The sequence below is a fragment of the Stenotrophomonas sp. LM091 genome, assembly GCF_001806305.1.
Taxonomy (GTDB): Bacteria; Pseudomonadota; Gammaproteobacteria; order Xanthomonadales; family Xanthomonadaceae; genus Stenotrophomonas; species Stenotrophomonas bentonitica_A.
This window is the reverse complement of the sequence record NZ_CP017483.1, coordinates 3,192,626-3,218,989: the sequence shown is the minus strand read 5'-3', so window position 1 is coordinate 3,218,989 and position 26,364 is coordinate 3,192,626. Positions and strand designations below refer to the sequence as shown.

Below are 26,364 nucleotides of genomic sequence, written 5' to 3'. Positions count from 1 at the left end.
ATCAGGTCTTGCTGCCACCCGCACTCACGCGGATAGCCAACAACTCCCCGCCGCCGTGCAACGCGAAGCGGCGGCGCTCGCCGGCCGCCAACCACGCGGTATCACCGGCGGCCAGCGGTGCCAACAACGGCTCCCCTTCAAATTCGGCCTGGCCGGCAAGCAGATGGATCGCCCAGGCCGCCTCGGGTTCGGTGAAAAAGAACATGCTGCCGACCAATGGCCGATGCAGCAGCTCGGCCTGGACCGCATCGCGCCGCCACATCAGATTGAAATCGTGGGTCACCCCGTCCACCAGTTCGCCGATCACCTGCGCTTCGCCGGCAAACCGCAGCCGGTCGTGCGGCGGCATCAGCGTGTGCAGCGCGCCATCGTCGAAACGCAAGCGCAGGCCCTCGCCACGCAGCAGCACCAGTTCGCGCTCGATGCCCGGAAACGCCGAGAACGCGGCGTCCTGCTCGATCTCGGCGATCGACAGGCGCACCTGCCAATCGTCGGTGTCGGGCACGCGCAGGATTTCGCGGGTCCAGCCCAGGCCATTGCGCCAGCGTTCGCGGCGGTACTCGAAAGCGGGAATGACGCGGCTGGCCGCGCTCAGGACGGTATCGGTGGACATGGCCCTAGTGTGCCTGAGCCGAGGTGGGCAGTCCTGTCAGGACATGCCGCCGCAATCGGGTTCCAGCAGCCGCGAACGCGCCAGCCAGTCCTTGTCCGGGTAGTACGCGAACACCATCGTGCCGCCGCGCAGGCTGTCGATCAGCGGCCGCGCCACCGACAACCGCACCGCCGGGCAGCCCAGGCTGCGGCCCAGGCGACCCTGCAGCCGTGCGATCGCCGGGTTCACGTACGGCGCGCCGTGGATGACGATCGCGCGGTCGCGGGCATGGTCGTTGAAGCCGGGTTCCAGCCCTTCCAGCCGCAGCGAATAGCCGTTGCCGCCCATATAGGTTTCCTTGGCCGTGAACGCGCCGAGGCTGGACATGAAGCTGCCGTCCTTGTTGGAGAAATGCTGGGTGCGGTTGTCACCGCTGTTGCGCCCATGCGCAACCCACTCCTCGAACAGCAGCCGCTGGCGGGTCAGATCGAAAATCCACATGCGCGGTTCGGTCGACGGCCGCGAGTAATCGATCACGCTCAACTTGCCCGGGTCGACGCCGAGCTCCGGCCGGCGCAACGCACAGCGCATCGCGCGCGCCGCCAGCTGCAGGACGTGCTTGTCCGCCGCAGGGGCGGCCTTGGCCAGCATCTCGGCCATCTGCACCGGGCTGCCGGTCGGCGCCGGCGCAGGGCTGGCCGCGCCCGCCGTGGCGGACGCGATCAGGCCACAGAACGCAGCAGGCAGCAATTTCACAACGGGCATGGGCAGCTCACCAGGCGGAGGCAACCCTTACAAAGTGGACCCACCGGCGTCGGATTCCAAGACAGGCTGCAGGTTCTGTTCATCGGCCACCGGGCGTACCGCCGGCAGGCTGGTCACCAGCAGCGTGGTGCCTGGCACCAGCACGCTGTACAGCTGTTCGGCGAATTCCGGCGGCAGCGCCATCGGCAGGCTCGGCGTGGCGAGCAGGTCCGGCGTCGCATTGGCGGCGGTCTGGCCCAGCAGCGGATACGCGGTCCAGCGGTGCAGCGGGCGGTGCGGGTCCAGCGGGCTGGGGTTGTCCTGGTAGCCCTGGCCCATCACGAACAGGGTGGTCCCCTCGAAGGCCGGCAGCGCCTTGGCTTCCAGCCGCGACTCGCCGATCAGCACGCCATCGCGCAGCACGTACAGGCGCTGGTCGTGCAGGCTGACGAGGATGCCGACCTGGCCGGCCGGTGCGGCCGCATCGTTCCAGTAGTGCGCGGGTGCGTCGGTGCTCTCCACCAGCGGCTTGCCGGTGCTGCTGACCGGGGCCAGCACGGCCGGATAGGCCAGCGTCATCGGCGCGCTCTTGGCATCGGCCACCACCACGGTATCGCCGCGATGGGTCTCGCCGAACAGCTTCTGCGCGAACGCCTGCGGCAACCGCACGCAGCCGTGCGAGGCCGGATGCCCGGGCAGGCTGCCGCCGTGCAGCGCGATGCCGTCCCAGGTCAGGCGCTGCATGTACGGCATCGGCGCGCTGTTGTAGAGGTTGGATTTGTGGTCCTTGTCCTTCTGCAGGATCGTGAACACACCGGTCGGGGTTTCGTGCCCGGCTTTGCCCGAGCTGATCGTGCTCATGCCGATCGCGATGCCGTTGCGGTACACGTAGGCACGCTGCTCATCGAGGCTGACCACCAGCACGATCGGGCCGGACGGGGAGATCTCCGGATGCCAGAGGAACTCGCCGGGCTTGAGATCGGTCGGGCCACGCGGGGCCTCGGTCGTCTTGTTGGCCGTCGGCGCAGTGTTGGCGGCGGTGGCGGGAAGCATCCCGGTCGCCAACAGCGTCCCGAGCGCCAGACTCAACAGCGTGCTGCGTACTGCCATGTCGTGCATCCATTCGAAGAGATGCCGCCACGCTACACGAAGTGCCGCCATGCGTTCGCGAAAACCACGGGCGGCCACGCGTCGTATTTCGTTCGCCCCAAACAGTAATTGCCCGGCCACACCTCCGTGTGCAGACCGGGCAATCGATACATCCTTGTCGGCATCCCGCCTTCCCCCTGTGCGTCCTGCGCAGTCTGGGTGCCGGCCATGCTCCATGCACTCGGCCGTATATGCTTCCGCCATCTCAGCCCTTCCCGGGGTCTGGATGCCACCGTCCTGGTGGGTCCGCGCCGCCTCCGTGCGTGCCGCCTCCCTGCAGCGGTCGGTGCCACCGCGGCATCCTGCCGTGGCAGCCAGTGACCGGCATCCTGCCCGTCCCGACGTGTCCTGTTGTTCAGCGCCTTGGTACGGTGGCCGGCGCTGCCCTCCTGGGCGGTGCCTGGACCGGCGCCTGCCTGGCCCCGGTGGTCATCCGTTGTCGATTCCGTTCGACGGTAGCTGTCCCTATCCCCTTCACCCGCGCCAGATCCTCGACGTGTTCGAAGGGGCCGTGTTGTCGCCGGTACGCGACGATCGCTTCGGCCTTCATCGGGCCCACGTTCGCCAATCCCTGCTGCAGCGTCGACGCATCCGCCGTATTGATGTTGATCCGATCGGCCGCGAAGGCCATTCCGCTCAACAGCAGTCCCAGCACCAGCGCCCTGCACGAAAACCAAGGTCCCACTGTGTAGCTCCTTGTGGCTCGGAACCGGCCCCTGCCGGCAATCCTGTCGAAGGTTCCAGCGTCCCTCGCCACATACACACAGCCTATCGTCCACGGCGCCTTCACACAGCAGGCCTAACACCCGACGTGATGTAGGGAAATACCTACCCCAGCGCAGGCGTAGAATGGACGAACTTGTCAAAAGCACTCCGGAGTTCAGATGGACAGCGCCAAGCTCGGCCAATTCGTCAGTGAAAAGTGGGACAACGAGATCGTCCCGCAATTGGTCGATTACATCCGTATCCCCAACAAATCGCCGATGTTCGACGCCGATTGGGTCGCCAACGGCTACATGGAACAGGCCGTCACCCTGATGGAAACCTGGGCCAAGGCCCAGAATCTGCCCGGCCTGACCGTCGAGGTCGTGCGCCTGGAAGGCCGCACCCCGCTGCTGCTGCTGGAAATTCCGGCCTCCGGCGCCGAGACCGGCGACGACACCATCCTGCTGTACGGCCATCTGGACAAGCAGCCGGAAATGACCGGCTGGGACGATGACCTGGGCCCGTGGATCCCGGTCCTGCGCGGCGACAAACTGTACGGCCGCGGCGGCGCCGATGACGGCTACGCGATGTTCGGTTCGCTGGCCGCCGTGCTGGCGCTGCAGGAACAGGGCCTGCCGCACGCGCGCTGCGTGATCCTGATCGAAGCCTGCGAAGAATCCGGCAGCTACGACCTGCCCGCCTACGTTGATCACCTGGCCGAGCGCATCGGCAAGCCGTCGCTGGTGGTGTGCCTGGATTCGGGCTGCGCCAACTACGACCAGCTGTGGTGCACCACCTCGCTGCGTGGCCTGACCGGCGGCAACTTCTCGGTCAAGGTGCTCAACGAAGGCGTGCATTCCGGCGATGCCTCCGGCGTAATCCCGTCCAGCTTCCGCCTGCTGCGCCAGCTGATCTCGCGCATCGAGGACGAGAACACCGGCCGCATCCTGATCGACGGCATGAATGTCGAGATCCCGGCCGAGCGCCAGGAACAGGCCAAGCGCGCCGCTGAAGTGGTGGACACCGCCATCTTCGAGAAATTCCCGATGGTCGACGGCCTGCGCCCGATGAACGATGACCTGGCCGAACTGGTGCTCAACCGCACCTGGCGCCCGGCGCTGTCGGTCACCGGTGTGGACGGCCTGCCGCCGCTCGCCTCGGCCGGCAACGTGCTGCGCCCGCATACCGCGGTGAAGCTGTCGCTGCGCCTGCCCCCGACCGCCGACGGCAAGGCCTGCGGCGAGCTGCTCAAGGAAGCGCTGCTGCGCGATCCGCCGAACGGCGCCGAAGTGAAGCTGGACCTGGAGAAGGCCTCCAGCGGCTGGAACGCCCCGGCCATGGCGCCGTGGCTGACCCAGGCGATCGACGATGCCAGCCAGACCTTCTTCAGCAAGCCGGCGATGTACATGGGCGAAGGCGGCTCGATCCCGTTCATGGGCATGCTCGGCGAGAAGTTCCCGGGCGCGCAGTTCATGATCACCGGCGTGCTCGGCCCGCACTCCAACGCACACGGCCCGAACGAGTTCCTGCACATCCCGATGGGCAAGCGCGTGACCTCGTGCGTGTCCAAGGTGATCAGCGAGCATTACGCGGCCAGCCTGCGTGGCGAGACCAGCGGTTCGCCGGTCGCCGCCGACAGCGGTACCCGTCACGGCGGCCACGGCTGCTGCTGACGTTGGCGGACGCAGCCCGGCCTTGCTAGGCTGCGTCCACCTCTACTGACGCATTTGGCATGAACGGACTGTTTGGCAGCACCAGCTGGCTCTACATCATCCTGGTCGGCTTCGTCGTCGGTCTGCTCGGGCGTTTCTTCATGCCGGGCAACAACCGCATGGGCTGCCTGCTGACCATCGTGCTCGGCATCGTCGGCGCGCTGCTGGCCGGCTGGTTCGGCCAGTACATGGGCTGGTATGCCCGCGGCGAGCCGGCCGGTTTCATCGGCGCGATCCTGGGTGCGGTCGCGGTCCTGGCCGTGCTGCGGCTGTTCAGCAGCAAGCGCTGAGCATCGCCCTCTTCTTTCTTCCCGCGCGCCGTCCGGCGCCGCTTCGACGTACCCGTCCATGAACGATCCCGCTTCCGATCCGCTGCGCGCCGAACACCGCCGGCAGTGGACCTGCGCCGCCCTCGGCGACCCGGCCACCGCGCTTGACCGTGCGTCGGTCGATGCCGGTTTCCGCAGCTACTGGCGCGCCACCAGCGCGCGCGGCAGCCACATCGTGATGGATTCCCCGCCCGGGCTGGAGGATGTGCGCCCGTGGCTGCGCATGCACGACCTGCTCGAGCCCAACGGCGTGCGCGTGCCGCAGGTACTGGCGCGCGATGAAGACAACGGCTTCCTGCTGCTGGAAGACCTGGGCGGCCCGACGCTGGCCCGCCATATCGACACCGACAACGCCGATGCCTGGTTCGATGCCGCCTTCGCGCAACTGATCCGGCTGCAGTCCATCCCGGTGCCCGAGGGCATGGGCAGCTTCGGCGAGGCGCTGCTGCAGCGTGATGCCGGGCTGTTCGACGAATGGTTCCTGCAACGTCACCTCGGCCTGGAACTGGACTGCGGCGAGATCGAGCACCTGCAGCGCATGCACCGCCTGCTGATGGACAACGCCCTGCAGCAGCCGCAGGTGCTGACCCACCGCGATTTCATGCCGCGCAACCTGATGCCGATCGACGGCGGGCCGGCCGTGCTGGATTTCCAGGATCTGGTGCGCGGGCCGATCGCCTACGACCCGGTCAGCCTGTTCAAGGATGCGTTCCTGAGCTGGCCGATCGAACGCGTCGACGCGTGGTTGGCGCGCTATCACGCGCTCGCCCTGGCCGCCGGCCTGCCGGTGCGGCCGTGGCCGCAGTTCCTGCGCGACGCCGACTGGATGGGCGTGCAGCGCCACCTGAAGATTCTCGGCCTGTTCGTGCGCCTGCGCGACCGCGACGGCAAGGGTCACTACTTCGAGGATGCACCCCGTTTCATCCGCTATCTGGATGAAGTGCTGCCGCGCCATCCCGAGCTGGCCCCACTGCACGACCTGTTCGAGCTGCGCATCAAACCGGCCCTGGCCCGCATCGCCGAACCGGTGCAGGCGCGCCCATGAAGGCCATGATCTTCTCGGCCGGCAAGGGCGAGCGCATGCGCCCGCTGACCCTGCACACGCCCAAGCCACTGCTGGTGGCCGGGGGCAAGCCGCTGATCGTGTGGCACCTGGAACGGCTCGCTGCCGCCGGCATCGATGAGGTGGTGATCAACACCGCCTGGCTGGGTGACCAGTTCGCACCCGCGCTGGGCGACGGTGCGCGCTGGGGGCTGCGCCTGCACTTCATCGATGAGGGCGCCGTGCCGCTGGAAACCGGTGGCGGCATCCTCAATGCCCTGCCGATTCTCGGCGAGGCACCGTTCCTGGTGATCAACGGCGATGTGTGGACGGATATGGAGGTCGCCACGTTGCCGCGCACGCCTGCCGGCGATGCGCATCTGGTGCTGGTCGACAATCCCGCGCAGCACCCGCGCGGTGATTTCATCCTGCACGCCGATGGTCGCGTCAGCGATGACGGCGACAGCGCGCGGCTCACCTATGCCGGTATCGGCGTGTACCGCCCGGCGATCCTCGACGGCTGGCGGGCGGTGATCGGCGACACCACCGGGGCCGGCGCGACACCGCCGCAGTTCAGCCTCGTCCCCCTCCTGCGCCACGCGATGGCGCAGGGCCGTGTGACCGGCCAGCACCATCGCGGCCGATGGACCGACGTAGGCACGCCGGAGCGTCTGGCGCAGCTGGACGCCCAGTTGCAATCCCCGCACGGGTAAAACACCGCGCCCCCCTTTGGGCGACCCGGTGGTAGAGCCGACCGTTGGTCGGCTGCTCTCCGCCCGATGGTAGAGCCGACCGTTGGTCGGCTGCTCTCCGCCCGATGGTAGAGCCGACCGTTGGTCGGCTGCTCTCCGACCGAGCCCATCTGAGCAGCCGACCAACGGTCGGCTCTACACGGTGGGGCCCTCTCCTGAGCAGCCGACCAACGGTCGGCTCTACACGGTGGGGCCGTCTCCTGAGCAGCCGACCAACGGTCGGCTCTACAACAGGTGTGGGCCGTCTTCCAGGACCTGGCGCAGGAAGGGTACGGTGATGCGGCGCTGCGCCGCCAGCGATTCGCGGTCCAGCCAGTCCAGCAGGCTGACCAGGCTGCCCAGCTCGCGGCCGGTACGGGTCAGCAACCATTCGATGGCGGCCTCGTCGATGGCCAGGCCACGTCGCGCCGCGCGTTCGCGCAAAACCGCCGCACGGCCTTCGTCGTCCAGCGGCTGCAGCACCACGCGCACGCACTGCTGCAGGCGTGAGCGCAGGTCCGGCAGCACCAGCCCCAGCTGGTCCGGGGCGTGCTGCGCGGTGTACAGCAGGGTGATCCCCGCGGCGCGCGCACGGTTGTGGAAATCAAACAACGCCACTTCATCTTCGCGCTGCCCGGCTACGGCGTCGAGCCCGTCCAGCGCGACCAGGTCGCGCCCCTCCAGCGATTCCAGCGCGGCGCGGGTGCGTCCGACCACCGCCTTCAGCGGCAGGTACGTCGGCTGGCGGCCGGCCTGTTCGGCCAGCGAACACATCGCCAGCGCCTGGTGGGTCTTGCCGGTGCCCGGCGCGCCTTCGAGGTAGACCCAGTCGTGCGCCGCGCCCACGGCGATGGCGCGCAGCTGCGCCAGTGCGCCATCCGGCGCGCCGATGAAGGTCTCCAGCCGCTCGTCCTGCGGGTAGCGCAGGGCAAGCGGCAACTGCGGCACGACACTCACTGCGCGTCCGGCCCCTTCGGGGTGCCTACGATCACGATCTCGGGCTTGTCGACGTAGGCATCGAGCACGATCGCCGACTTCTCACCGGCATACAGATCACTCTGGCGATAGCGCTGGTGCGCATAGCGCAGCAGCACGTTGCTGACCGCCGCCACCGGCAGCGCCAGCAGCATGCCCAGGAAGCCGAACAGCTGCCCACCGGCCATCACCGCGAAGATCACCGCCACCGGGTGCAGGCCGATCTTGTCGCCGACGATGCGCGGGGTCAGCACGTAGCTTTCCAGCAGCTGGCCCACGGTGAACACCACGCCGACCAGGATCAGCAGTTTCAGATCGAAGCCCTGCGCCTGCACCAGCGCGGCCACCACGGCCATCACGATGCCGGTGGTCGCGCCCAGGTAGGGAATGAAGCTGATCAGGCCGGCCACCAGCCCGATCAACAGGCCCAGCTTCAGGCCGACCAGCGACAGGCCGGCGGCGTACACCACGCCCAGCGCGATCATCACCAGGAACTGGCCGCGGATGAACGCCCCCAGCACCTCGTCCGATTCACGCGCCAGGTTGGTGATGGTGCCGACGTGGTTGCGCGGAATCATCGAGGCCACGCGCTCGACCAGCTTGTCCCAGTCGCGCAGGAAGTAGAACGCCAGGATCGGCAGCAGCAGGATGTTGACCACCCAGGTGACCATCGTGAAGCCCGACCGCTGCACGTAACCGAAGAAGGTCTTGGCGAAGCCGCCGGCCTGCTGCCAGTGGCTGCGCACCCATTCGATCAGCCGGTCCGGGTCCATCCACTGCATGACCTCCAGCCCGGTCTTCTGCTCGAACCACGGGATGCCTTTTTCCATCAGCCATTGCTGTGCCTGCGGAATCGCCGCCACCAGCGTGGCGACCTGGCGCTCGATCATCGGCACCAGGATCAGCAGCGCGGCGGTGATCAGCAGGATCATCGCGACGAACACCAGCACCACGCCGGTGTTGCGCGAGCGGCCGGTGGCCTCGATCCGGTCAACCAGCGGGTCGCCCAGCCAGGCCAGCGCCAGGGCCAGCACGAAGGGGGTCAGGATCGGGCCGAGCAGCCAGATCACCCAGCCGGCGGCAAGCGCCACCAGCACATACTTCAACCGCCTGAGGAACTGCGCGATTTCCGCTTCGGGGGTAAGGATCATCGCAGGCGGTACTCGTTGCTGGCAGGCGGCGGCAGGGCCGAGGGGTTGGTTTCATCGATCGGCACCGGCAGGGCCAGCGGTGCGGTCGGCGCGATCACGCCGTTGTCGCCCAGCATGCGGTTCAGGCCGGGCAGGCCGGTGGTCAGCTCCAGCGACAGCTCCAGGCGGTCGCCCGAGGCGCGCACCGGGGTGACGTTGCGCACCACCGCGGTCTCGCGCAGGCCGGCAGCCAGGCGCATGTAGTCCTCGGCACTGTTCAGGCCCAGCACCACGATCGTGTAGGTCCCGGCGGCACCGGTGGCGGCCCCGGCCTTGGCGTAGCGGCGCACCAGCGCATCCGCGGCGCCGTCGGCACCGCTGGCCATCGCACGGCGGGCGTCGCTGTCCTTGGTGGTCCACTTGTTCAGTTCTTTGCCGCCATCAACGAACACCCAGTCCGCCACCCAGCCGCTGCCATCGCGGTAGAGCTTGCCGATCAGCTGCATCGGTGGGGCATAGCGCGCGGAGGCCCGCGCCACGGCGGCCGTGTCCTGGCGCCAGATCGCGCCGACCAGTGCCTGCTCGGCGGCGCTGCCCGAGGGCAGGCCCAGCTTGTAGCCGCGCTCGATGGCGCGGTTGAGCAGCGGGCGGGCCGCATTGGCCTGCTGGACGGTCACCAGGCGCGGGCCGGAGCCATCATCGATGGCCAGCCAGATCACCGGCTTCGGGCGGGGCTGCGGCCACAGCGGCAGCCCGAGGGCAGAGATCAGCCCATCGACGTCATCCTCGCGGAAGCGCGCCACCAGGATGGTGCGGTAGCTCGGCGCGCCACCGGCCGAGGTGCTCTGGTCCTGGCGGTAGTCATAGCTGGCCACGTAATCCTTGGCATTGCGCAGGGCCTGCATCACGCCGGGGCGGCTCATCACGCTGCGGTCGCCCGAGAGTTTGGCCAGCACATTGCCCAGCGCCCTGGCCAGGGCACCGTTGCGGTCCGAATCGGCCTGGCTGTTGACCGGGACCTCGGCCTCGTAAGCGCCACTGGCACTGGCCACATCGCCTTCGGTGCGCAGGCCGCTCTGGGCCATCGAGGCCACCGGCAGGCACAACGCGAGGAACATCATGAAAAAGAGGCTGCGGCGCATCAGGACTTCCATTGAGCGTATCCGGGGGGAATTGTTGCCCGAATAGGGCCTGCGCGCCAACGTGGCCTGTTAAAATCGCGCTTTCACCCCAGCGCAGCGCCGACGCCCGTGACCAATTCCCCGTCCAATCCCTCTCCCCTGACCTACCGCGACGCCGGTGTCGATATCGACGCGGGCAATGAGCTGGTCGAGCGCATCAAGCCGCTGGTGAAGCGCAGTTTCCGCCCGGAAGTCATGGGCGGACTGGGTGGCTTCGGCGCCCTGTTCGACCTCTCCAACAAGTACCGCGAGCCGGTCCTGGTCTCGGGCACGGACGGCGTGGGCACCAAGCTGAAGCTCGCACAACAGCTGGGCCGCCACGACACGATCGGCATCGATCTGGTCGCGATGTGCGTGAACGACGTGTTGGTCCAGGGTGCCGAGCCGCTGTTCTTCCTGGATTATTTCGCCACCGGCAAGCTGGACATCGACACCGCTGCGGCGGTCGTGGGCGGCATCGCCAACGGCTGCACCGAGGCCGGTTGCGCGCTGATCGGCGGTGAGACCGCTGAAATGCCCGACATGTATGCCCCGGGCGAGTACGACCTGGCCGGCTTCACCGTCGCCGGCGTCGAGAAGAGCGAAATGAAGGACGGCGCCAGCGTGGCCGCCGGCGACGTGCTGATCGGCATCGCCTCCTCCGGCCCGCATTCCAACGGCTACTCGCTGGTGCGCCGCATCTATGACCGCGCCGGTCAGCCGGCCGATCTGGAGCTGGACGGCGGGGTCAAGCTGGTCGATGCGCTGATGGCGCCGACCCGCCTGTACGTCAAGCCGATCCTGGCGCTGCTCAAGACCCACGGCGCGGCGATCCACGGCATGGCCCACATCACCGGTGGCGGCCTGACCGAGAACATCATCCGCGTGGTGCCCGACGGCCTGGGCCTGGACATCAAGGCCGACGCCTGGACCCTGCCGCCGGTGTTCCAGTGGCTGCAGAAGGAAGGCGCCGTGGCCGACAGCGAGATGTGGCGCACCTTCAACTGCGGCATCGGCTTCGTGCTGATCGTGGCCGCCGACCAGGTGGCCTCGGTCGCTGCCGCCGTCACCGCGCAGGGGCTGGACCACTGGACCATCGGTGCCGTGACCCCCGCCGATGGCACCGAACGCGTCAAGATCGGCTGAGCCCGGTCATGGAGCCCCGCCTGGAGGCCGCTGCCCAACCGCCGTCGCTGCCCGCCGCAGCGGCGCCGGCCGTGCCGGGCACCGCGGTTGATACCTCGCAGCTGCAACTGCTGTCGGTCTTCCACTATGTACTGGCCGGCCTGACCGCGCTGTTCTCGCTGTTCCCGCTGATCTATCTGTTGATGGGCGTGGCCGTCATCTTCGCCGCACCACCGCCGTTGGCGCCGGGCGAGGCGCCGCCGCCGTTCGATCCGCGCCTGCTTGGGTGGGTGTTCGTGCTGATCGGTGGGCTGGGCTGCGCTGCCGGGCTGGTGCTGGCCGGGTACATGGCCTATGCCGGGCGTTGCCTGGCGCAGCGCCGGCGTTACCTGCTGTGCATGGTGGTGGCCGGTATCGCCTGCATCTTCATGCCGTTCGGTACCGCCCTGGGCGTGTTCACCCTGGTGGTGCTGTCGCGCCCGGCAGTCAAGGCGGCCTTCGAAACCGCATGAGCAGCCGTATCGCCGTACTCGCCTCCGGCCGGGGCAGCAATCTGCAGGCCATCCTCGACGCCATCGCCGCGCAGCGGCTGGATGCGCAGGTCGTGGCCGTGCTCTCGGACAAACCCGAGGCCTCGGCCCTGCTCAAGGTCGGCCCGGCCCAGCGCTGGGCGCGCTCGCCCAGGGACTTCCCGGACCGCGCCGCCTTCGATGCGGCGATGGCCGATGCGCTGGACGCGTTCGCCCCGGACTGGATCGTCTGCGCCGGTTACATGCGCATCCTCGGCCCGGCCTTCGTGGCGCGGTTCGATGGCCGCCTGGTCAACATCCATCCCTCGCTGCTGCCGCTGTACAAGGGGCTGCACACGCATGCGCGCGCGTTGGAAGCCGGTGATGCCGAGCACGGCGCCAGCGTGCACTTCGTGGTGCCCGAACTGGATGCCGGCACCGTGCTGGCACAGGCCCGCGTGCCGGTCCAGGCCGGTGACACCGCCGAAGCGCTGGCCCTGCGGGTGTTGGCCGTGGAGCATCCGCTGCTCATCGCCAGCCTCGGGCTGCTGGTCAGCGGCCGCGTAACTGAACAGGCAGGTCAGCTCCAGCTCGACGGTCACCCCCTGTTTAGCCCGCTGCGCCTAGATTGCGCCGGACAGCTGAACCGATAAGCGCCGCGCACACACGCCGCTGATCCCGGCGCTGGCATTCTTCCCCTTCCCCCACCGACCGGCCCGCATGAGAACGCCTTTGTTCAAGCCCGTGCTGCTGATGGCCTCCCTGTTGTGCACCGCCGCCCTTGCCCACGCGCAGGAGACGGCGACACCCCCGTTGCCCGCCCTGCCTGCAATGGACTGGGAGGCGCCGCCGCTGCAGCCATTCACCGCCACCTACCAGGCCCTCTACAAGGGCAAGCAGGCCGGGGATGCGACCATGCGCGTCACCCACACCGGTGGCGACCAGTGGCGGGTGGACATGCAGGTGGTGGGCCGCAGCGGCTTTGCCAGCGTGCTCGGCCTGAACCTGGAGCAGAGCACGGTGTTCGAGAACCGCAACGGCACCTACGTGCCGTTGAGCCAGAGCACTGTCCGCAAAGGCCTGTTCCTGGGCAAGAAAGTGACCGGCACCTATGACTGGAAGGCCGGCACCGCGCAGTGGCTGGGCGATCTGAAGAAGGAACGCCGCCAGCCGATCCCGCTGCAGCCCGGCGACCAGAGCGCGCTGCTGCTGAATCTGGCGATCATGCGCGACGCCCGCCCCGGCGGGCAGATGCACTACCGCTATGTGGACGTGGGCCGCGTCCGCCAGCACGACTACCAGGCCGCGCCGGACACGGAGAACGTGCCGGTGGGCGACCTGTCCTACAACGCGCTGCGGGTGTACCGCACCAACGGCGGCAACGATGAAACCATCCTCTGGATCGCCAACGGTGTTCCCACGCCGGTGCGCATCCTGCAACGCGAAGATGGCGAAGATCGGATTGATCTGCGCCTGATCGAATACCAAGGAGTCTGAGCATGACCACACTGAACCGTCCGCTGACCTGGATCGCCGCTGGCGCCCTGGCTGTCGTGAGCCTGCCCGCCATGGCGCTGCAGCCGTTCAAGGCCGATTACCAGGCCAGCTACATGGGCATGCAGGCCAATGGCACCATGACCCTCACCAGCGAAGGCGCCAACAAGTGGCGCTACAGCCTCAACGTCAAGAACCAGCTGGCCGATCTCAGCCAGAACACCGTCTTCGAGGAAGCCAACGGCCGCCTGCGCCCGCTGAGCAGCAACGACCGCTCGGTGCTGCTGGTCAAGAAACGCAACGTGGACGCCAACTACAACTGGACCAGCAACCAGGCGACCTGGACCGGCGACGTCAAGCCGGACCGTCGCGGCCCGGTCGCGCTCAAGGCCGGCGACATGGACGCCCTGCTGATCAACCTGGCGATCGCGCGGGATCTGGCCGCCGGCAAGCCGCTGAACTACCGCATGGTCGACGAAGGCCGGATCAAGCCGATGTCCTACAAGGTGGTCGGCAAGGAAAAGATCACCGTGGCCGGCAAGTCCTACGACGCGACGAAGGTCTCGCGCGTGGACGGCAACAAGGAACTGATCGCCTGGATCGTGCCGGAGTTCCCGGTGCCGGCGCGCCTGCTGCAGCGTGAGAGCGGCAAGGATGCGCTGGACCTGACGATCAAAGGCATGAACTGACCCAGAAAAACGCCCGCTTGCGCGGGCGTTTTTTCATTCCGGCTTGGCCTCGCCGAAGACCGTCCTGCAGTCCACCCGGATCTGCTGCCGCGTATCGCGCCAGTAGTAGGTGCTGCAGTGGCGGTTGCCGTCGACACTCTTGTCCACGCCGACCGCATAGAACGACTGGAACACCTCGGTACGGCTGACCGTGCCGTCGGCGTTCCAGTCCATGTCTTCCTGCTGGATGCCCTGGGTGATCGCGATGCCGGCATACCAGGCGTAGCCCAGCCATGCCAGCACGATCAGCACCAGGACCAGCAGCGCCTTGCGGCGGCGGGTGAACCGGCCGCGCAGGATCATGCCGCGACGCGCCGGATGGTGGCGCCCAGCGAGGACAGCTTCTCTTCGATGTTCTCGTAGCCGCGGTCCAGGTGGTAGATGCGGTCGATGGTGGTATCACCCTCGGCCATCAGGCCGGCCAGGATCAGCGAGGCCGAGGCGCGCAGATCGGTGGCCATCACCGGCGCGCCGCTGAGCTGCTCGGCACCCCGCACGATCGCGGTGTGGCCTTCCACCTGGATGTCCGCGCCCAGGCGCAGCAGTTCGTTGACGTGCATGAAGCGGTTTTCGAAGATCGTTTCGTTGATCACGCCCACGCCGTCGGCCACGCAGTTGAGCGCCATGAACTGCGCCTGCATGTCGGTCGGGAACGCCGGATACGGCGCGGTGGTCAGGTTGACCGCACGCGGGCGCTTGCCGCCCATGTCCAGGGTGATGCTGTCCTCGGTGGTCTCGATGTGCGCACCGGCCTCCACCAGCTTGGCCAGCACCGCGTCCATGGTGTTCGGGCGGGCACGGTTGACCGTGACCTTGCCGCCGGTCATCGCCGCGGCGACCAGGAAGGTGCCGGTTTCGATACGGTCGGGCAGCACTTCATGACGGCCACCGGAGAGCTTCTCGACGCCTTCGATGGTCAGGCGGGCGGTGCCCAGGCCTTCGATCTTCGCGCCGAGCGCGATCAGGCAGTGCGCCAGGTCGGTGACTTCCGGCTCCATCGCCGCGTTGTCCAGCACGGTGGTGCCTTCGGCCAGCACGGCGGCCATCAGCACGTTTTCGGTACCGGTGACGCTGACCATGTCGAAGGTGAAGTGGGCGCCCTTCAGACGCTTGGCCTGGGCCTTGATGAAGCCGTTCTCGACGGTGATTTCCGCACCCAGGGCCTGCAGGCCCTTGATGTGCTGGTCGACCGGACGCGAGCCGATCGCGCAGCCGCCGGGCAGCGACACTTCGGCCGCGCCGAAGCGGGCCAGCAGCGGGCCGAGCACCAGGATCGAGGCGCGCATGGTCTTGACCAGCTCATACGGCGCCACGTGCTGGTCCACCGAGCGCGGGTCGACCACGATCGCGCTGCCGCGCGACAGGGTGCCCTGGTCGATGGTGACCTTGGCACCCAGCTCGCCGAGCAGCTTCACGGTGGTGACCACATCGTGCAGGTGCGGCACGTTGGTGATCTCCACCGGCGCATCGGCCAGCAGGGTCGCGCACAGGATGGGGAGGACAGCGTTCTTGGCGCCGGAAATGTTCACTTCACCGTGCAGCGGCTTGCCGCCGGTCACTACGATCTTGGCCATGGAATCTACTTGGAATGAGGTAGAGCCGACCGTGGGTCGGCTGAATGGTCTGGGTAGCCGACCGTGGGTCGGCTGAAACGATAACCGTGAGGGGTACCCCGGAATCAACCGCCCGCTTCGGCCGGGGTGACCGTCTTCAGCGCCAGCGCGTGGATCGCCCCGCCCATCAGATCGCCCAGGGTCGCGTAGACCATGCGGTGGCGGGCCAGCGGCATTTTGCCGGCAAAGGCGTCGCAGACCACGGTGGCCTCGAAGTGCACGCCGTCGTCACCCTGCACGTCCGCGCGGGCGCCAGGCAGGCCGGTTTCGATCAGATTGCGGATGGTCTCGGCGTCCAACGGGCTTTCCTAATAAAATGAGCGCTCATTCTACTCTTCCACGTGGCGCTCGCATGGCTGTCTCGCCCCAACTCCCCCATCCGGCCGACGCTGCGGCACTGGTCGCCAGCGGCCGCCGCGTGTTCGAGATCGAGCGCGATGCGCTGGGCGCGGTCGCCGAGCGGCTGGGCGAGGCGTTCAGCCAGGCCTGCCAACTGGTCCTGCAGGGCAAGGGCCGCGTGGTCGCCACCGGCATGGGCAAGTCTGGCCATGTGGCCCGCAAGATCGCCGCTACCCTGGCCTCGACCGGCACCCCGGCCTTCTATGTGCACCCCGGTGAAGCCGGTCACGGCGACCTGGGCATGATCACCGAGGCCGATGTGGTGCTGGCGCTGTCCTATTCGGGCGAGTCCGACGAACTGCTGATGCTGCTGCCGGTGCTCAAGCGCCAGGGCAACCGCCTGATCGCGATGACCGGCCGGCCGCAGTCCAGCCTGGCCAGCGCCGCCGACGTTCACCTGGATGTCAGCGTACCGGCCGAGGCCTGCCCGCTGGCCCTGGCCCCGACCTCCAGTACCACCGCCTCGCTGGCCATGGGCGATGCACTGGCCGTGGCCCTGCTCGATGCGCGTGGCTTCACGGCCGATGATTTCGCCCGCTCGCACCCGGCCGGCAGCCTCGGCCGCCGCCTGCTGCTGCACATCACCGACGTCATGCACAGCGGGGATGAACTGCCGCGCGTGGACATCGGCGCCAGCCTCAGCGAGGCCTTGGTGGAGATGAGCCGCAAGCGCCTGGGCATGACTGCCGTAGTGGACGCGGACAACCACCTGATCGGCCTGTTCACCGACGGCGACCTGCGCCGTGCGCTGGATACCGACCTGGACGTGCGCAGCGCGAAGATCGCCGATGTGATGACCCGCGGCCCGCGCACCATCGGTGCCGACCAGCTGGCGGCCGAGGCCGCGCAGTTGATGGAAGCCCACAAGATCAACGGTTTGATGGTGGTCGATGCCGACGGCCATCTGGTCGGCGCGCTCAACATTCATGACCTGTTGCGGGCCCGGGTGGTTTAAACCACAGTTGCCTTCCTCCATTCAGCTGAGCTGCCCCCAGACGATGCCCTACTCCCCGTTGCCCGGTTTCCCGTCCCACCTGCACGCCGTCGCCGGCCGTATCCGGCTGGCGTGCTTCGACGTGGACGGCACGCTCACCGACGGTCGGCTTTACTATGACAAGGACGGCAACGAGAGCAAGGCGTACTACGTGCAGGACGGACTCGGCCTGAAACTGCTGCAACACCACGGTATCCACCCGGTGCTGATCACCGCGCGCAACAGCCAATCCGCGCTCAAGCGCGGCGCGGACCTGGGCATCGATACCCAGATCGCAGTCGGCGACAAGCTGGCCAGCGTCAAGGCGCTGTGCGGGCAGCACGGCATCGGCCTGGACCAGGTGGCCTTCATGGGCGACGACCTGCCCGATCTCGGCCCGCTGTGCGCGGTCGGCCTGGCGGTCGCGCCGGCCAATGCCCACCCGTGGATCGCCGAACGCGTGCACTGGCAGACCCGCAGCGACGGTGGCCAGGGTGCCGCGCGTGAGCTGTGCGATGTCCTGCTGGCCGCACAGGGCCATGTGGACGCCGTGCTGGCGAGGTTCGGCGCATGAACGTGCGTACCGCCATCGGCGGCCTGCTCCTGGTCGCCGCACTGCTGACCGGCTGGCTGGCCCTGCACCATCGCGACAAGGCCCCCGTGGCCGAGGGCGAGGATGCCACCAAGGATTACGTGCTGCACGATTTCCAGATCGTGGCGCTGGACGAACAGGGCAAGGAATCCACCACCCTGCGCGCCCCGCTGCTGGAGCGTGCGCGCAGCGATGAAACCATGACCCTGACCACCCCGGTGTTCCTGCTGCCCGACCAGGACGGCAATCACTGGGAGATGCGCGGGGACAGCGGCTGGGTCAGCGCCAAGGGCGACCAGCTCAAGCTCATCGGCAACGTCAGCGGCGACAGCCCCAAGGTCCCCGGCGTTGTGCCCACCACCTTCCGCACCGATCATCTGGACGTGTTCCCGAACGAGAACCGCGCCAGGACCGATGCCCGGGTCACCATGACCCGCCCGGGCCTGTCACAGACAGGCGTCGGCTTTGAAGCCGACATGAAAACCCGGCAGTACAAACTCCTTTCACAGGTCAAGACCCGCTATGAACCGAACGCTGCCCGCTAAGCTCGCGCTGCTCGCCCTGCTGCTGCCCGGCGTGGCGCTGGCCAAGTCGTCCGACCGCAACCAGCCGATGAACCTGGAATCCAACAGCAACGACTGCAACCTGACCGACGATGCGGGCAAGTGCACGTTCACCGGCAACGTGGTGATCACCCAGGGCACCCTGGTGATCCATGCGGCCAACGCCGATCTGTTCCGCAAGAACGGCGATATCGAACGCGTCGTGCTGACCGGCAAGCAGGCCACGCTGGAGCAGGAAATGGATGACGGCTCCAAGATGAAGGCCTGGGCCGACAACATGGATTACAACGTCAACAGCGAAGTGATCATCCTCACCGGCAACTACAAGGTCGAGTCGCCGCGCGGCACCAACAGCGGCCAGAAAATGACCTACAACACGCGCACCGGCAACATGCAGAGCGGTGGCGACGGCACCCGCGTGCGCACCGTGATCCAGCCCAAGAACAAGGGCGCCGCACCGGCCGCCCCGGCGGCCAAGCCGGCCACGCCCGCGGCCAAGCCCGCCACCCCGCCCGCCGCCGGGAGCAAGAAGTAATGCTCGTCGCCAAAGGCCTGCGCAAGCGCTACAAGCAGCGTGAAGTCGTCAAGGATTTCGGGCTGACCCTGGAGGCCGGTGAAGTGGTCGGCCTGCTCGGCCCCAACGGTGCCGGCAAGACCACCTGCTTCTACATGATCGTGGGGCTGGTCGAGACCGATGCCGGCAGCATCGTGCTGGACGGCAAGGACATCACCAGCGACCCGATGTACACCCGCGCCAAGCAGGGCGTGGGCTACCTGCCGCAGGAACCCTCGGTGTTCCGCAAGCTGACCGTGGCCGACAACCTGCGCCTGGTGCTGGAACTGCGCGAGGACCTGGACAAGGCCGGCCGCGAAAAGGAACTGGCCAGCCTGCTGGACGAACTGCAGATCAACCACGTGGCCGACCAGCTCGGGGCCAGCCTCTCCGGCGGTGAGCGCCGCCGCTGTGAAATCGCCCGCGCGCTGGCGGCCAAACCGCGCCTGATCCTGCTCGATGAGCCGTTCGCCGGCGTCGACCCGATCTCGGTCGGTGAAATCCAGCGCATCGTCACCCATCTCAAGCAGCGCGGGATCGGGGTGCTGATCACCGACCACAATGTCCGCGAAACCTTGGGAATCTGCGACCGCGCGTATATCCTCAACGAGGGCAGCGTGCTGGCACAGGGCGCGCCGGACGAGATCCTGGCCAACGCCGACGTCCGCCGCGTCTACCTTGGGGATACCTTCAAGCTCTGATCCAGCGGCCGCCGCAACGCCTTCCTTCCGTTCGGCACAGGCATGAAAGCACGGCTGCAGACATCGATGGGGCAACACCTGGTCATGACGCCGCAGCTGCGTCAGGCGATCAAGCTGTTGCAGATGTCCAGCGCCGAGCTGGAGCTGGAAATCAACGAGGCGGTAGAAACCAACCCGCTGCTGGACTGGGCCGAGAACGCTGAACCGGCGCTCGAGGCCAGCCCCGGCGAGGACAGTCCCCCGCCCGCCCCCGCCGATACCCATGCCGATGGCGAGCACCAGGTCTCCGCCGGCGACGAGTGGTCGCCCGGCGAAGGCGACTGGACCAGCGGCAGCAGTGGCGGCTCCTTCGACGATGACGACAACGGCAGTGCCGCCGAACGCGTGGCCGAGACCGAATCGCTGGCCGACCACCTGCTCTGGCAGCTGCACCTGTCGCACCTGTCGGTCCGCGACCGCAGCATCGGCGCGGCCCTGATCGACGCTTTCGAAGAGGACGGCTACCTGCGCGAGCCGCTCACGGCCATCGCCGAGACCCTGCGCCCGGCCATCCAGGCCGACGAGGCCGAAATCCTGACCGTCCTGCACCAGATACAGCGCTTCGACCCGGTCGGGGTGGGTGCGCGCAGCCTGGGCGAGTGCCTGGACCTGCAGCTGCTGGTACTGCCCGCCGATACCCCCGGCCTGGCCCTGGCCCGGCGCATCGCCGATGGGCCGCTGGAGCGCCTGCCGCGCAGCGGCGTGGCCGGCATCGCCCACGAGCTTCGCGAGCCGCTGGCCGAGGTCGAGGTGGCGGTGCAGCTGCTGCGCTCGCTGGACCCGCGCCCGGGCACCCAGATCGGCGAGCTCTCCCACGACAGCTACGTGGTGCCCGACTGCGTGGTCTGGCGCCAGAACGGCGTCTGGCGCGCGGCCCTGGCCGGCCACGCTGGGCCGCGGGTGGTCATCCACCGCGGCTACGAACAGTTGATCCGCCGCTGCGGGGAGGCCGACGCCGGTTACATGCGCGCCCATCTGCAGGAGGCGCGCTGGCTGCTCAAGGGCCTGGAGGCCCGCGGCGAGACCCTGCTGCGGGTGATGCGCTGCCTGCTCGACCAGCAGGCCGCCTTCCTGGAGTTCGGCGAACAGGCCCTGCGCCCGCTGACCCTGCGGGAAGTGGCCGGCGAGCTCGGCCTGCACGAATCCACCATTTCCCGGGCGATCGCCCGCAAGTACGTGCGCACCCCGCGCGGCACGCTGCCGCTGCGCGCGTTCTTCGCCTCCGGCATCGACACCGACAGCGGTGGCGAAGCCTCCAGCACCGCCATCCAGGCCATGCTGCGCCGCCTGATCGATGACGAGAACCCGCGCAAGCCGCTTTCTGACGCCAAGCTGGCTGACCTGCTCAAAACCTCGGGAATACCGGTGGCGCGACGCACCGTGGCGAAGTATCGTGAAGCCATGAACATTTCCGCCTCGCACGAAAGGGTACGAATCGTCTGACGCTCCACCGCGCCCGGCGGGAAGGTTCATTGGCACATCCGAACAAAGGAGAAACCCGATGCACATCGAGACGTTTGGCAAGGACCACCTTGAGATCACCCCGGCTCTGAACGAGTACGTGGAGACCAAGCTGGAACGGCTGAGGAAGCATTTCGACCAGCACTGCGAGGTCCGCGTGCAACTGTCGATCCGCAAGCCGGAGCACCATGCCGATGCGAGTGTGAATGTTCCCGGGCAGACTCTGCACGCGGACGCCAGCGGCCCCACCATGTATGCGGCAATCGACATCCTGGCCGACAAGCTCGACCGCCTGGTCATCAAGCACAAAGAGAAAAAGCAGCAGCACGCACCGCAACCGCTGCCGGTGGGCGACAATGAGGGCTGATGCCCTCGTTTCCACCCCGACATGCCTCTGACTGATCTTCTGGCGGCCGTCCGCACGCAAGTGCTGCCGGCCGCCGATCGCGACAGCGTGCTGATGGCCGCAGCCCGCCTGCTGGCCTGCCGCGAAGCCAACGCCGAGCTGCTGTACCAGAACCTGTGCCAGCGCGAGACGCTGGGCAGCACCGCGATCGGCCACGGCATCGCCATCCCGCACGGCCGTGCCCCGCTGCTTGAACGCCCCCGCGGCGCGCTGCTGCGACTGGAATCGCCGGTGGAGTTCGGCGGCGATGAGCCGGTCGATCTGGTCTTCGCGATTGCCGTGCCCGCGCACTACACCCATCAACACCTGATGCTGCTGTCCGAGCTGGCCGAGCTGTTCTCCGAGCCGGCCATCCGCCAGGCGCTGCGCGAAGCGCGCGACGGCGACGCGCTGCGTCGGGTTATCGAATTCCCCCCGCCGGCGAGTGCCGCATGAATACCAGCATCACCGCGCGCGAACTGTTCGAACAGCAGCACGACCGCCTGAGCCTGCGCTGGGTCGCCGGCCAGCAGGGCGAGCGCCGTGAGCTGGAGGCCGGCAACAAGGTCTCCCGCCGCCCCTCGCTGGCCGGGTACCTCAACGCGATCTACCCCAACAAGGTGCAGATCCTCGGCACCGAGGAGCTGTCCTGGCTGGATTCGCTGGACTCGCGCCAGCGCTGGGAAACGATCGAGCGGATCATGCAGTCCCATCCGCTGGCGCTGGTGATCACCCGCAACCAGTCCTGCCCGGAAGACCTGCGCGCGGCTGCGGACGAATCGCAGACCCCGCTGTGGATCTCGCCCAAGCGTGGGCACGAACTGCTCAACCACCTGTCCTACCACCTGGCGCGCACGCTGGCGCCGCGGGTGATCCTGCATGGCGTATTCATGGAGATCTACTCCATCGGCGTGCTGATCACCGGCGAAGCGGGCTCGGGCAAGAGCGAGCTGGCGCTGGAACTGCTCAGCCGCGGCCACCGCCTGGTGGCCGACGATGCCCCCGAATTCACCCAGATCGCCCCCGACGTGCTCGACGGCACCTGCCCGGAGCTGCTGCAGGACCTGCTGGAAGTGCGCGGCCTGGGCGTGCTCAACGTGCGCGAGATGTTCGGTGACACGGCGGTAAAGAAGAACAAGTACCTTCGGCTGATCGTCCACCTGACCAAGCCGATGACCGAGCCCACCCCTTACGGCTATGAACGCCTGACCGGCGACTCGGGTACCCGCCACGTGCTGGACCTGGATGTGCCGCTGATTACCCTGCCGGTGATGCCCGGCCGCAACCTGGCCGTGCTGACCGAAGCCGCCACGCGCCTGCACATCCTGCGGACCAAGGGCATCGACCCGGCCGCGATGTTCATCGCCCGCCACAGCAACATGTTGGAACGCCGCACGCCATGACCACCCCCGCCCCCGCCTCCGCCCCGACCGCCGCCACCCTGATCATCGTCAGTGGCCTGTCCGGTTCCGGCAAGACGGTCGCGCTGAAGACCTTCGAAGACCTGGATTACTACTGCTCGGACAACCTGCCGATCGACCTGCTGCCGGATTTCGTGCGCAGCCTGCTGGGTGATCCGGGCCGCGAAGCGCCGCGCCGGCTGGCAGTCGGCATCGACGTGCGCGCGCAGAGCGATTTGACCCAGCTCTCGCACTGGCGCGAAGACGCCAAGGCCGCCGGCCTGGATGCGCAGCTGCTGTTTTTCGATGCCACCGATGAGACCCTGCTCAAGCGCTACGCCGACACCCGGCGCCGCCATCCGCTGAGCCAGCTGGGGCTGTCGCTGCCCGAAGCGATCGCCCGCGAGCGTGAACTCACCGCGCCGCTGCGCCGTGCCGCCGATGCGGTGATCGACACCAGCAGCCTCAACGTGCACCAGCTGCGCCGCAAGGTGGTCACCGAATTCGCGCTCGCCCACGGCAACAAGCTGTCGCTGCTGTTTGAATCGTTCGCCTACAAGCGCGGCGTCCCCGCCGAGGCCGACTTCGTGTTCGACGTGCGTGTCCTGCCCAATCCGCATTGGGACCCGGAGCTGCGCCCGCTCTCCGGCCGCGATGCCGGCGTGCGCGAGCACCTGGACGAGCAGCCCGACGTACAGCGCTACGCCGGCCAGCTGGTCGATTTCCTCGACACCTGGCTGCCACGGCTGGGCAATGACACCCGCAGCTATGTCACGGTCGCCTTCGGCTGCACCGGCGGCAAGCACCGCTCGGTCTACATGGCCGAGCGCATGGCCCGCCATGCCCGCGACCAGGGCTGGCCGGAAGTGGCCACGTTCCATCGCGAACTTGACTGAAAACGGCATCGCCGGCGGCCGCCGGCAAGTACCGGGGCCGGGCGTGGCGACATGCCTGGCCGACCCTCGACGCGGCGTCTCCCCATCGCCCTGTCCTGCGCCGACCCGGGACAGGTCATCGACACGCTGAACCGCGGAACACAGCAGTCTTTCACGCGTGCTATCGCCAATTCATGTTGACCTGTTAACGTTCGGCAATGACCTGTGGCATTCTCCTCGTAACTCATCCCGGTGTCGGCACGGCCCTGCTGGACGTGGCGACCCGTCTGCTGCGGCACCTGCCGCTGAAGACCGAAGCTTTCGAAGTACCGTTCGACGCAGATATGGACGTCCTGCTCCCGCTCGCCTCGGCCGCCTTGCGCCGGGTGGACAGTGGCCAGGGCGTGCTGATCCTGACCGACCTGTACGGCGCCAGCCCCAGCAATCTGGCCGGGCAACTGGCTCGTCTGGGCACCCCGGCACGCCGGGTTTCGGCGCTGAGCCTGCCGATGTTGATGCGGGTGATGAATTATCCGGAACAGGGACTGGATCAACTGCCTGCCACAGCCGCGGCAGGCACTCGCAATGGAGCGATTGTCGACGATGCTTGAACGTGAACTCACTGTTTCCAACCGCCTGGGCCTGCATGCCCGCGCCACTGCCAAGCTGGTGCAGGAGCTGGCGCCTTTCCGCTGCAACGTGACCATGGCCGCCAAGGGCCGTGAGATCAACGCCAAGAGCATCATGGGCGTCATGCTGCTGGCCGCCGGCCAGGGCACCCCGGTCACCGTGCGCATCGACGGCGAGGATGAAGCCGCCGCGATGGACGCGGTGGTGGCCCTGTTCGAACGGCGTTTCGACGAGGACAACTGAGCATGGGGGGGCAACCGCGACCGGGATCCTCCGCACCGGCCCGGACCGCGTCCGGGGCGATGCTGTTGTCCGGCCACGGTGCCTCGCGCGGCAACGCCCTGGGCCGCGCCCGGGTGCGCTTGCCGCACGCCCTGGAAGTGGCCGAGCAGCGCATTCCGCCAGCCAAGGTCGAGGCCGAACTGGAGCGCCTGCACGTGGCCGTGGAAGCGGCTCGCGGCGAAATGCACGATCTGCGCCAGCGCCTGCATGGCGCGCTCAACCAGGAAGTCGGCGAGTTCCTCGACCTGCATGCGCTGCTGCTGGATGACCCCGAACTGCTGTTCGGCCTGGACGAGCTGATCCGCAGTGGCCCCTACAGCGCCGGCTACGCGCTGCGCGTGCAGCGTGACCGCCTGGCCAAGGTCTTCGATGGCATGGACGATGCCTACCTGAAGAGCCGCATGGACGATCTGGACCATGTGATCGGGCGCATCCATGCCTTCCTGCAGAAGCGCCCGCCGGACGTCAAAGGCATGGCCGGCGAAATCCTGATCTGCGACAACATCGCCCCGTCCGAGCTGGCCCAGCTGCAGGCCCACGGGGTGGTCGGCATCATCACCGCCGGCGGCAGCGCGCTGTCGCACAGCGCGATCCTGGCGCGCAGCCTGCACCTGCCGTTGATCGTCAACGTGCCGAACGTGCTGCAGAAGGTCGCCGATGGCGACGTGCTGATCATGGATGGCAGCGACGGCACGGTGACCATCAACCCGCAGGCACCGGACCTGCGCGATTACCGCGTGCGGCTGCGCGAGCATGCGCGCGAACAGCGCGAACTCGGGCGCCTGCGCGCCAAGCCCAGCCGCACCCGCGACAACGTCGACATCGCGCTGCTGGCCAACGCTGAATCCAGCGAAGACGTTACCCAGGCCCATGCGCTGGGCGCGCACGGGCTGGGCCTGTACCGCACCGAATTCCTGTTCCTGCAGCGCAACGAGCTGCCTGACGAGCAGGAGCAGTTCGAGACCTACCGCGATGCCGCGTTGGGCATGAGCGGACGGCCGGTCACCATCCGCACCCTGGACCTGGGCGCGGACAAGGCCGACCGCACCGGGCTGACCCTGAGCAATGAAGAGAACCCGGCGCTGGGCCTGCGCGGCGTGCGCCTGTCGCTGGCGCGGCCGAAGGTGGCCGACACCCAGCTGCGCGCGATCCTGCGCGCCTCGGCCTACGGCAAGCTGCGCATCCTGATCCCGATGGTCAGCACCCGCGAGGAGATCCTCGCCGTGCGCCGGCGCCTGGCCAAGCAGGCCGAGCTGCTGCGCGCCGAAGGCCACGAGGTGGCCGAACACATTCCGTTCGGCGCGATGATCGAAGTCCCGGCAGCGGCGATCGCGCTGGAGAGCTTCATCGATCTGGTCGACTTCCTCTCGATCGGCACCAACGATCTGGTCCAGTACCTGCTTGCCGCCGATCGCAACAACGAGGCGGTCGGCGAGCTGTATTCACCGCTGCACCCGGCGGTGGTGCGCCTGCTGGCGCATATCCTGCGCACCGGCCAGGCCTACAACATCCCGGTGGCGGTGTGCGGCGAGATCGCCGGCGACCCGCTGATGACGCGTCTGCTGCTGGCGCTGGGGCTGACGGAATTCAGCCTGCACCCGGGCACCCTGCTGGAAGTGCGCCGCGCGGTGCGCGACAGCGACCTGTCCGTGCTGCAGGCGATGGCGCCCAAGCTGCTGCAGGCGCGCGACCGGCGTGGCATCGAACGCTGGATCGAAAAGGCCGGCCTGCATCGGTAGGTATCGACCGTTGGTCGATACGCGCTTGACCGCG

The 26,364-nt window shown here is 67.9% G+C and carries 32 protein-coding genes; 22 read left to right on the top strand and 10 right to left on the bottom strand.

All coding sequences use genetic code 11. The features are described 5' to 3' along the window. Window position 1 precedes the first annotated feature (1 nt). The 4 genes from BIZ42_RS14230 to BIZ42_RS14215 form a co-directional block, all read right to left on the bottom strand. Complete coding sequence (locus BIZ42_RS14230; RefSeq protein WP_070426788.1) at window positions 2-613, bottom strand: HutD family protein; 612 nt, start codon at window positions 611-613, stop codon at window positions 2-4. Window positions 614-649: 36 nt separating this feature from the next. Then, on the bottom strand, window positions 650-1,357 hold the full coding sequence (locus BIZ42_RS14225) for a murein L,D-transpeptidase catalytic domain family protein (RefSeq protein ID WP_070426787.1): 708 nt from the start codon (window positions 1,355-1,357) through the stop codon (window positions 650-652). A gap of 27 nt (window positions 1,358-1,384) precedes the next feature. Continuing rightward, window positions 1,385-2,446 (bottom strand): L,D-transpeptidase, encoded by a 1,062-nt coding sequence (locus tag BIZ42_RS14220; protein ID WP_070426786.1) that lies wholly within the window; start codon window positions 2,444-2,446, stop codon window positions 1,385-1,387. 394 nt (window positions 2,447-2,840) lie between these two features. After that, the gene (locus tag BIZ42_RS14215; RefSeq protein WP_019185650.1) at window positions 2,841-3,116 is read right to left on the bottom strand and encodes a ComEA family DNA-binding protein; all 276 of its coding nucleotides are present in this window, start codon (window positions 3,114-3,116) and stop codon (window positions 2,841-2,843) included. Window positions 3,117-3,369: 253 nt separating this feature from the next. On the opposite strand from BIZ42_RS14215, the gene BIZ42_RS14210 reads away from it, so the two are divergent. The 4 genes from BIZ42_RS14210 to murU are packed head-to-tail and all read left to right on the top strand — an operon-like array spanning window position 3,370 to window position 6,986. After that, window positions 3,370-4,863, top strand: coding sequence for a M20 family metallopeptidase (locus BIZ42_RS14210; protein ID WP_070426785.1), 1,494 nt, complete (start codon window positions 3,370-3,372; stop codon window positions 4,861-4,863). A gap of 59 nt (window positions 4,864-4,922) precedes the next feature. Continuing rightward, window positions 4,923-5,192 carry a GlsB/YeaQ/YmgE family stress response membrane protein gene (locus tag BIZ42_RS14205; protein WP_019185648.1) on the top strand — a complete coding sequence of 90 codons (270 nt, stop codon included), beginning with the start codon at window positions 4,923-4,925 and terminating at the stop codon, window positions 5,190-5,192. 58 nt (window positions 5,193-5,250) lie between these two features. Then, a complete protein-coding gene (locus BIZ42_RS14200) occupies window positions 5,251-6,276 on the top strand; it encodes a phosphotransferase (protein ID WP_070426784.1) in 1,026 nt (341 codons plus the stop codon). Then, window positions 6,273-6,986 carry an N-acetylmuramate alpha-1-phosphate uridylyltransferase MurU gene (gene murU, locus BIZ42_RS14195; RefSeq protein WP_070426783.1) on the top strand — a complete coding sequence of 238 codons (714 nt, stop codon included), beginning with the start codon at window positions 6,273-6,275 and terminating at the stop codon, window positions 6,984-6,986. The genes BIZ42_RS14200 and murU overlap by 4 nt, the downstream gene beginning before the upstream one ends. Window positions 6,987-7,250: 264 nt before the next feature. On the opposite strand, the gene hda is transcribed toward murU, so the two are convergent. The 3 genes from hda to BIZ42_RS14180 are packed head-to-tail and all read right to left on the bottom strand — an operon-like array spanning window position 7,251 to window position 10,251. Beyond that, window positions 7,251-7,961 carry a DnaA regulatory inactivator Hda gene (hda, locus tag BIZ42_RS14190; protein WP_019185422.1) on the bottom strand — a complete coding sequence of 237 codons (711 nt, stop codon included), beginning with the start codon at window positions 7,959-7,961 and terminating at the stop codon, window positions 7,251-7,253. Beyond that, complete coding sequence (locus tag BIZ42_RS14185; protein WP_046274061.1) at window positions 7,958-9,130, bottom strand: AI-2E family transporter; 1,173 nt, start codon at window positions 9,128-9,130, stop codon at window positions 7,958-7,960. Before BIZ42_RS14185 ends, hda begins: the two co-directional genes overlap by 4 nt. Continuing rightward, window positions 9,127-10,251, bottom strand: coding sequence for a DUF2066 domain-containing protein (locus BIZ42_RS14180; protein WP_237393511.1), 1,125 nt, complete (start codon window positions 10,249-10,251; stop codon window positions 9,127-9,129). Before BIZ42_RS14180 ends, BIZ42_RS14185 begins: the two co-directional genes overlap by 4 nt. A 138-nt stretch (window positions 10,252-10,389) precedes the next feature. Here BIZ42_RS14180 and purM point away from each other — a divergent pair, with 138 nt between their 5' ends. From purM to BIZ42_RS14155, 5 genes are all read left to right on the top strand, one after another. Beyond that, a complete protein-coding gene (gene purM, locus BIZ42_RS14175) occupies window positions 10,390-11,415 on the top strand; it encodes a phosphoribosylformylglycinamidine cyclo-ligase (protein ID WP_172838080.1) in 1,026 nt (341 codons plus the stop codon). An 8-nt stretch (window positions 11,416-11,423) separates the two neighbouring features. Beyond that, window positions 11,424-11,906: a hypothetical protein gene (locus BIZ42_RS14170; RefSeq protein ID WP_019185418.1), complete on the top strand. Its 483-nt coding sequence runs from the start codon at window positions 11,424-11,426 to the stop codon at window positions 11,904-11,906. After that, window positions 11,903-12,556 carry a phosphoribosylglycinamide formyltransferase gene (gene purN / locus BIZ42_RS14165; protein WP_019185417.1) on the top strand — a complete coding sequence of 218 codons (654 nt, stop codon included), beginning with the start codon at window positions 11,903-11,905 and terminating at the stop codon, window positions 12,554-12,556. The genes BIZ42_RS14170 and purN overlap by 4 nt, the downstream gene beginning before the upstream one ends. 100 nt (window positions 12,557-12,656) lie before the next feature. Beyond that, window positions 12,657-13,400 (top strand): DUF3108 domain-containing protein, encoded by a 744-nt coding sequence (locus tag BIZ42_RS14160; RefSeq protein ID WP_237393602.1) that lies wholly within the window; start codon window positions 12,657-12,659, stop codon window positions 13,398-13,400. A gap of 2 nt (window positions 13,401-13,402) precedes the next feature. Continuing rightward, entirely contained in the window at window positions 13,403-14,086 is a 684-nt protein-coding gene (locus BIZ42_RS14155; protein ID WP_019185415.1) for a DUF3108 domain-containing protein, read from the top strand. A gap of 33 nt (window positions 14,087-14,119) precedes the next feature. Here the strand turns inward: BIZ42_RS14155 and BIZ42_RS14150 are convergent, their stop codons facing one another. The 3 genes from BIZ42_RS14150 to BIZ42_RS14140 form a co-directional block, all read right to left on the bottom strand. Beyond that, the gene (locus tag BIZ42_RS14150; protein ID WP_019185414.1) at window positions 14,120-14,428 is read right to left on the bottom strand and encodes a hypothetical protein; all 309 of its coding nucleotides are present in this window, start codon (window positions 14,426-14,428) and stop codon (window positions 14,120-14,122) included. Next, the gene (gene murA, locus BIZ42_RS14145; RefSeq protein WP_019185413.1) at window positions 14,425-15,699 is read right to left on the bottom strand and encodes a UDP-N-acetylglucosamine 1-carboxyvinyltransferase; all 1,275 of its coding nucleotides are present in this window, start codon (window positions 15,697-15,699) and stop codon (window positions 14,425-14,427) included. The genes BIZ42_RS14150 and murA overlap by 4 nt, the downstream gene beginning before the upstream one ends. A 104-nt stretch (window positions 15,700-15,803) precedes the next feature. Beyond that, window positions 15,804-16,037, bottom strand: a complete 234-nt coding sequence (locus tag BIZ42_RS14140; RefSeq protein WP_019185412.1) for a BolA family protein — start codon at window positions 16,035-16,037, stop codon at window positions 15,804-15,806. A gap of 53 nt (window positions 16,038-16,090) precedes the next feature. On the opposite strand from BIZ42_RS14140, the gene BIZ42_RS14135 reads away from it, so the two are divergent. The 13 genes from BIZ42_RS14135 (at window position 16,091) to ptsP (ending at window position 26,330) form a co-directional block, all read left to right on the top strand. Further along, a complete protein-coding gene (locus BIZ42_RS14135) occupies window positions 16,091-17,092 on the top strand; it encodes a KpsF/GutQ family sugar-phosphate isomerase (protein WP_070426780.1) in 1,002 nt (333 codons plus the stop codon). Window positions 17,093-17,135: 43 nt separating this feature from the next. Beyond that, the gene (locus tag BIZ42_RS14130; RefSeq protein ID WP_070426779.1) at window positions 17,136-17,684 is read left to right on the top strand and encodes an HAD hydrolase family protein; all 549 of its coding nucleotides are present in this window, start codon (window positions 17,136-17,138) and stop codon (window positions 17,682-17,684) included. Further along, entirely contained in the window at window positions 17,681-18,247 is a 567-nt protein-coding gene (gene lptC / locus BIZ42_RS14125) for an LPS export ABC transporter periplasmic protein LptC (RefSeq protein ID WP_019185409.1), read from the top strand. Before BIZ42_RS14130 ends, lptC begins: the two co-directional genes overlap by 4 nt. Beyond that, on the top strand, window positions 18,225-18,800 hold the full coding sequence (lptA, locus tag BIZ42_RS14120) for a lipopolysaccharide transport periplasmic protein LptA (RefSeq protein ID WP_070426778.1): 576 nt from the start codon (window positions 18,225-18,227) through the stop codon (window positions 18,798-18,800). The genes lptC and lptA overlap by 23 nt, the downstream gene beginning before the upstream one ends. Further along, window positions 18,800-19,519 (top strand): LPS export ABC transporter ATP-binding protein, encoded by a 720-nt coding sequence (gene lptB / locus BIZ42_RS14115; RefSeq protein WP_019185407.1) that lies wholly within the window; start codon window positions 18,800-18,802, stop codon window positions 19,517-19,519. Before lptA ends, lptB begins: the two co-directional genes overlap by 1 nt. Window positions 19,520-19,561: 42 nt before the next feature. Continuing rightward, window positions 19,562-21,001, top strand: coding sequence for an RNA polymerase factor sigma-54 (locus BIZ42_RS14110; protein WP_019185406.1), 1,440 nt, complete (start codon window positions 19,562-19,564; stop codon window positions 20,999-21,001). A 58-nt stretch (window positions 21,002-21,059) separates the two neighbouring features. Continuing rightward, window positions 21,060-21,386 (top strand): ribosome-associated translation inhibitor RaiA, encoded by a 327-nt coding sequence (raiA, locus tag BIZ42_RS14105; RefSeq protein ID WP_046274055.1) that lies wholly within the window; start codon window positions 21,060-21,062, stop codon window positions 21,384-21,386. 21 nt (window positions 21,387-21,407) lie between these two features. After that, window positions 21,408-21,860 (top strand): PTS sugar transporter subunit IIA, encoded by a 453-nt coding sequence (locus BIZ42_RS14100; RefSeq protein WP_019185404.1) that lies wholly within the window; start codon window positions 21,408-21,410, stop codon window positions 21,858-21,860. Then, entirely contained in the window at window positions 21,857-22,807 is a 951-nt protein-coding gene (gene hprK / locus BIZ42_RS14095; protein WP_070426777.1) for an HPr(Ser) kinase/phosphatase, read from the top strand. The genes BIZ42_RS14100 and hprK overlap by 4 nt, the downstream gene beginning before the upstream one ends. Continuing rightward, window positions 22,804-23,700 carry an RNase adapter RapZ gene (rapZ, locus tag BIZ42_RS14090; protein WP_019185402.1) on the top strand — a complete coding sequence of 299 codons (897 nt, stop codon included), beginning with the start codon at window positions 22,804-22,806 and terminating at the stop codon, window positions 23,698-23,700. The genes hprK and rapZ overlap by 4 nt, the downstream gene beginning before the upstream one ends. Window positions 23,701-23,897: 197 nt before the next feature. After that, window positions 23,898-24,290 carry a PTS sugar transporter subunit IIA gene (locus BIZ42_RS14085; RefSeq protein WP_019185401.1) on the top strand — a complete coding sequence of 131 codons (393 nt, stop codon included), beginning with the start codon at window positions 23,898-23,900 and terminating at the stop codon, window positions 24,288-24,290. After that, window positions 24,283-24,552, top strand: coding sequence for an HPr family phosphocarrier protein (locus BIZ42_RS14080; protein WP_019185400.1), 270 nt, complete (start codon window positions 24,283-24,285; stop codon window positions 24,550-24,552). Before BIZ42_RS14085 ends, BIZ42_RS14080 begins: the two co-directional genes overlap by 8 nt. Window positions 24,553-24,611: 59 nt before the next feature. After that, complete coding sequence (gene ptsP, locus BIZ42_RS14075) at window positions 24,612-26,330, top strand: phosphoenolpyruvate--protein phosphotransferase (protein WP_070426776.1); 1,719 nt, start codon at window positions 24,612-24,614, stop codon at window positions 26,328-26,330. Window positions 26,331-26,364: the final 34 nt, after the last annotated feature.

Coding starts and splice junctions, on each gene's coding strand:
- raiA (WP_046274055.1), top strand. CDS start 21,060: ATGCACATCGAGACGTTTGGCAAGGACCACCTTGAGATCACCCCGGCT.
- BIZ42_RS14220 (WP_070426786.1), bottom strand. CDS start 2,446: ATGGCAGTACGCAGCACGCTGTTGAGTCTGGCGCTCGGGACGCTGTTG.
- lptB (WP_019185407.1), top strand. CDS start 18,800: ATGCTCGTCGCCAAAGGCCTGCGCAAGCGCTACAAGCAGCGTGAAGTC.
- BIZ42_RS14110 (WP_019185406.1), top strand. CDS start 19,562: ATGAAAGCACGGCTGCAGACATCGATGGGGCAACACCTGGTCATGACG.
- ptsP (WP_070426776.1), top strand. CDS start 24,612: ATGCTGTTGTCCGGCCACGGTGCCTCGCGCGGCAACGCCCTGGGCCGC.
- BIZ42_RS14160 (WP_237393602.1), top strand. CDS start 12,657: ATGGCCTCCCTGTTGTGCACCGCCGCCCTTGCCCACGCGCAGGAGACG.
- BIZ42_RS14215 (WP_019185650.1), bottom strand. CDS start 3,116: ATGGCCTTCGCGGCCGATCGGATCAACATCAATACGGCGGATGCGTCG.
- lptC (WP_019185409.1), top strand. CDS start 17,681: ATGAACGTGCGTACCGCCATCGGCGGCCTGCTCCTGGTCGCCGCACTG.
- BIZ42_RS14100 (WP_019185404.1), top strand. CDS start 21,408: ATGCCTCTGACTGATCTTCTGGCGGCCGTCCGCACGCAAGTGCTGCCG.
- BIZ42_RS14185 (WP_046274061.1), bottom strand. CDS start 9,130: ATGATCCTTACCCCCGAAGCGGAAATCGCGCAGTTCCTCAGGCGGTTG.
- BIZ42_RS14150 (WP_019185414.1), bottom strand. CDS start 14,428: ATGATCCTGCGCGGCCGGTTCACCCGCCGCCGCAAGGCGCTGCTGGTC.
- BIZ42_RS14230 (WP_070426788.1), bottom strand. CDS start 613: ATGTCCACCGATACCGTCCTGAGCGCGGCCAGCCGCGTCATTCCCGCT.
- BIZ42_RS14135 (WP_070426780.1), top strand. CDS start 16,091: ATGGCTGTCTCGCCCCAACTCCCCCATCCGGCCGACGCTGCGGCACTG.
- BIZ42_RS14085 (WP_019185401.1), top strand. CDS start 23,898: ATGACCTGTGGCATTCTCCTCGTAACTCATCCCGGTGTCGGCACGGCC.
- BIZ42_RS14210 (WP_070426785.1), top strand. CDS start 3,370: ATGGACAGCGCCAAGCTCGGCCAATTCGTCAGTGAAAAGTGGGACAAC.
- BIZ42_RS14080 (WP_019185400.1), top strand. CDS start 24,283: ATGCTTGAACGTGAACTCACTGTTTCCAACCGCCTGGGCCTGCATGCC.
- BIZ42_RS14205 (WP_019185648.1), top strand. CDS start 4,923: ATGAACGGACTGTTTGGCAGCACCAGCTGGCTCTACATCATCCTGGTC.
- rapZ (WP_019185402.1), top strand. CDS start 22,804: ATGACCACCCCCGCCCCCGCCTCCGCCCCGACCGCCGCCACCCTGATC.
- murA (WP_019185413.1), bottom strand. CDS start 15,699: ATGGCCAAGATCGTAGTGACCGGCGGCAAGCCGCTGCACGGTGAAGTG.
- BIZ42_RS14130 (WP_070426779.1), top strand. CDS start 17,136: ATGCCCTACTCCCCGTTGCCCGGTTTCCCGTCCCACCTGCACGCCGTC.
- murU (WP_070426783.1), top strand. CDS start 6,273: ATGAAGGCCATGATCTTCTCGGCCGGCAAGGGCGAGCGCATGCGCCCG.
- purN (WP_019185417.1), top strand. CDS start 11,903: ATGAGCAGCCGTATCGCCGTACTCGCCTCCGGCCGGGGCAGCAATCTG.
- BIZ42_RS14170 (WP_019185418.1), top strand. CDS start 11,424: ATGGAGCCCCGCCTGGAGGCCGCTGCCCAACCGCCGTCGCTGCCCGCC.
- BIZ42_RS14155 (WP_019185415.1), top strand. CDS start 13,403: ATGACCACACTGAACCGTCCGCTGACCTGGATCGCCGCTGGCGCCCTG.
- lptA (WP_070426778.1), top strand. CDS start 18,225: ATGAACCGAACGCTGCCCGCTAAGCTCGCGCTGCTCGCCCTGCTGCTG.
- BIZ42_RS14200 (WP_070426784.1), top strand. CDS start 5,251: ATGAACGATCCCGCTTCCGATCCGCTGCGCGCCGAACACCGCCGGCAG.
- hprK (WP_070426777.1), top strand. CDS start 21,857: ATGAATACCAGCATCACCGCGCGCGAACTGTTCGAACAGCAGCACGAC.
- BIZ42_RS14180 (WP_237393511.1), bottom strand. CDS start 10,251: ATGCGCCGCAGCCTCTTTTTCATGATGTTCCTCGCGTTGTGCCTGCCG.
- BIZ42_RS14225 (WP_070426787.1), bottom strand. CDS start 1,357: ATGCCCGTTGTGAAATTGCTGCCTGCTGCGTTCTGTGGCCTGATCGCG.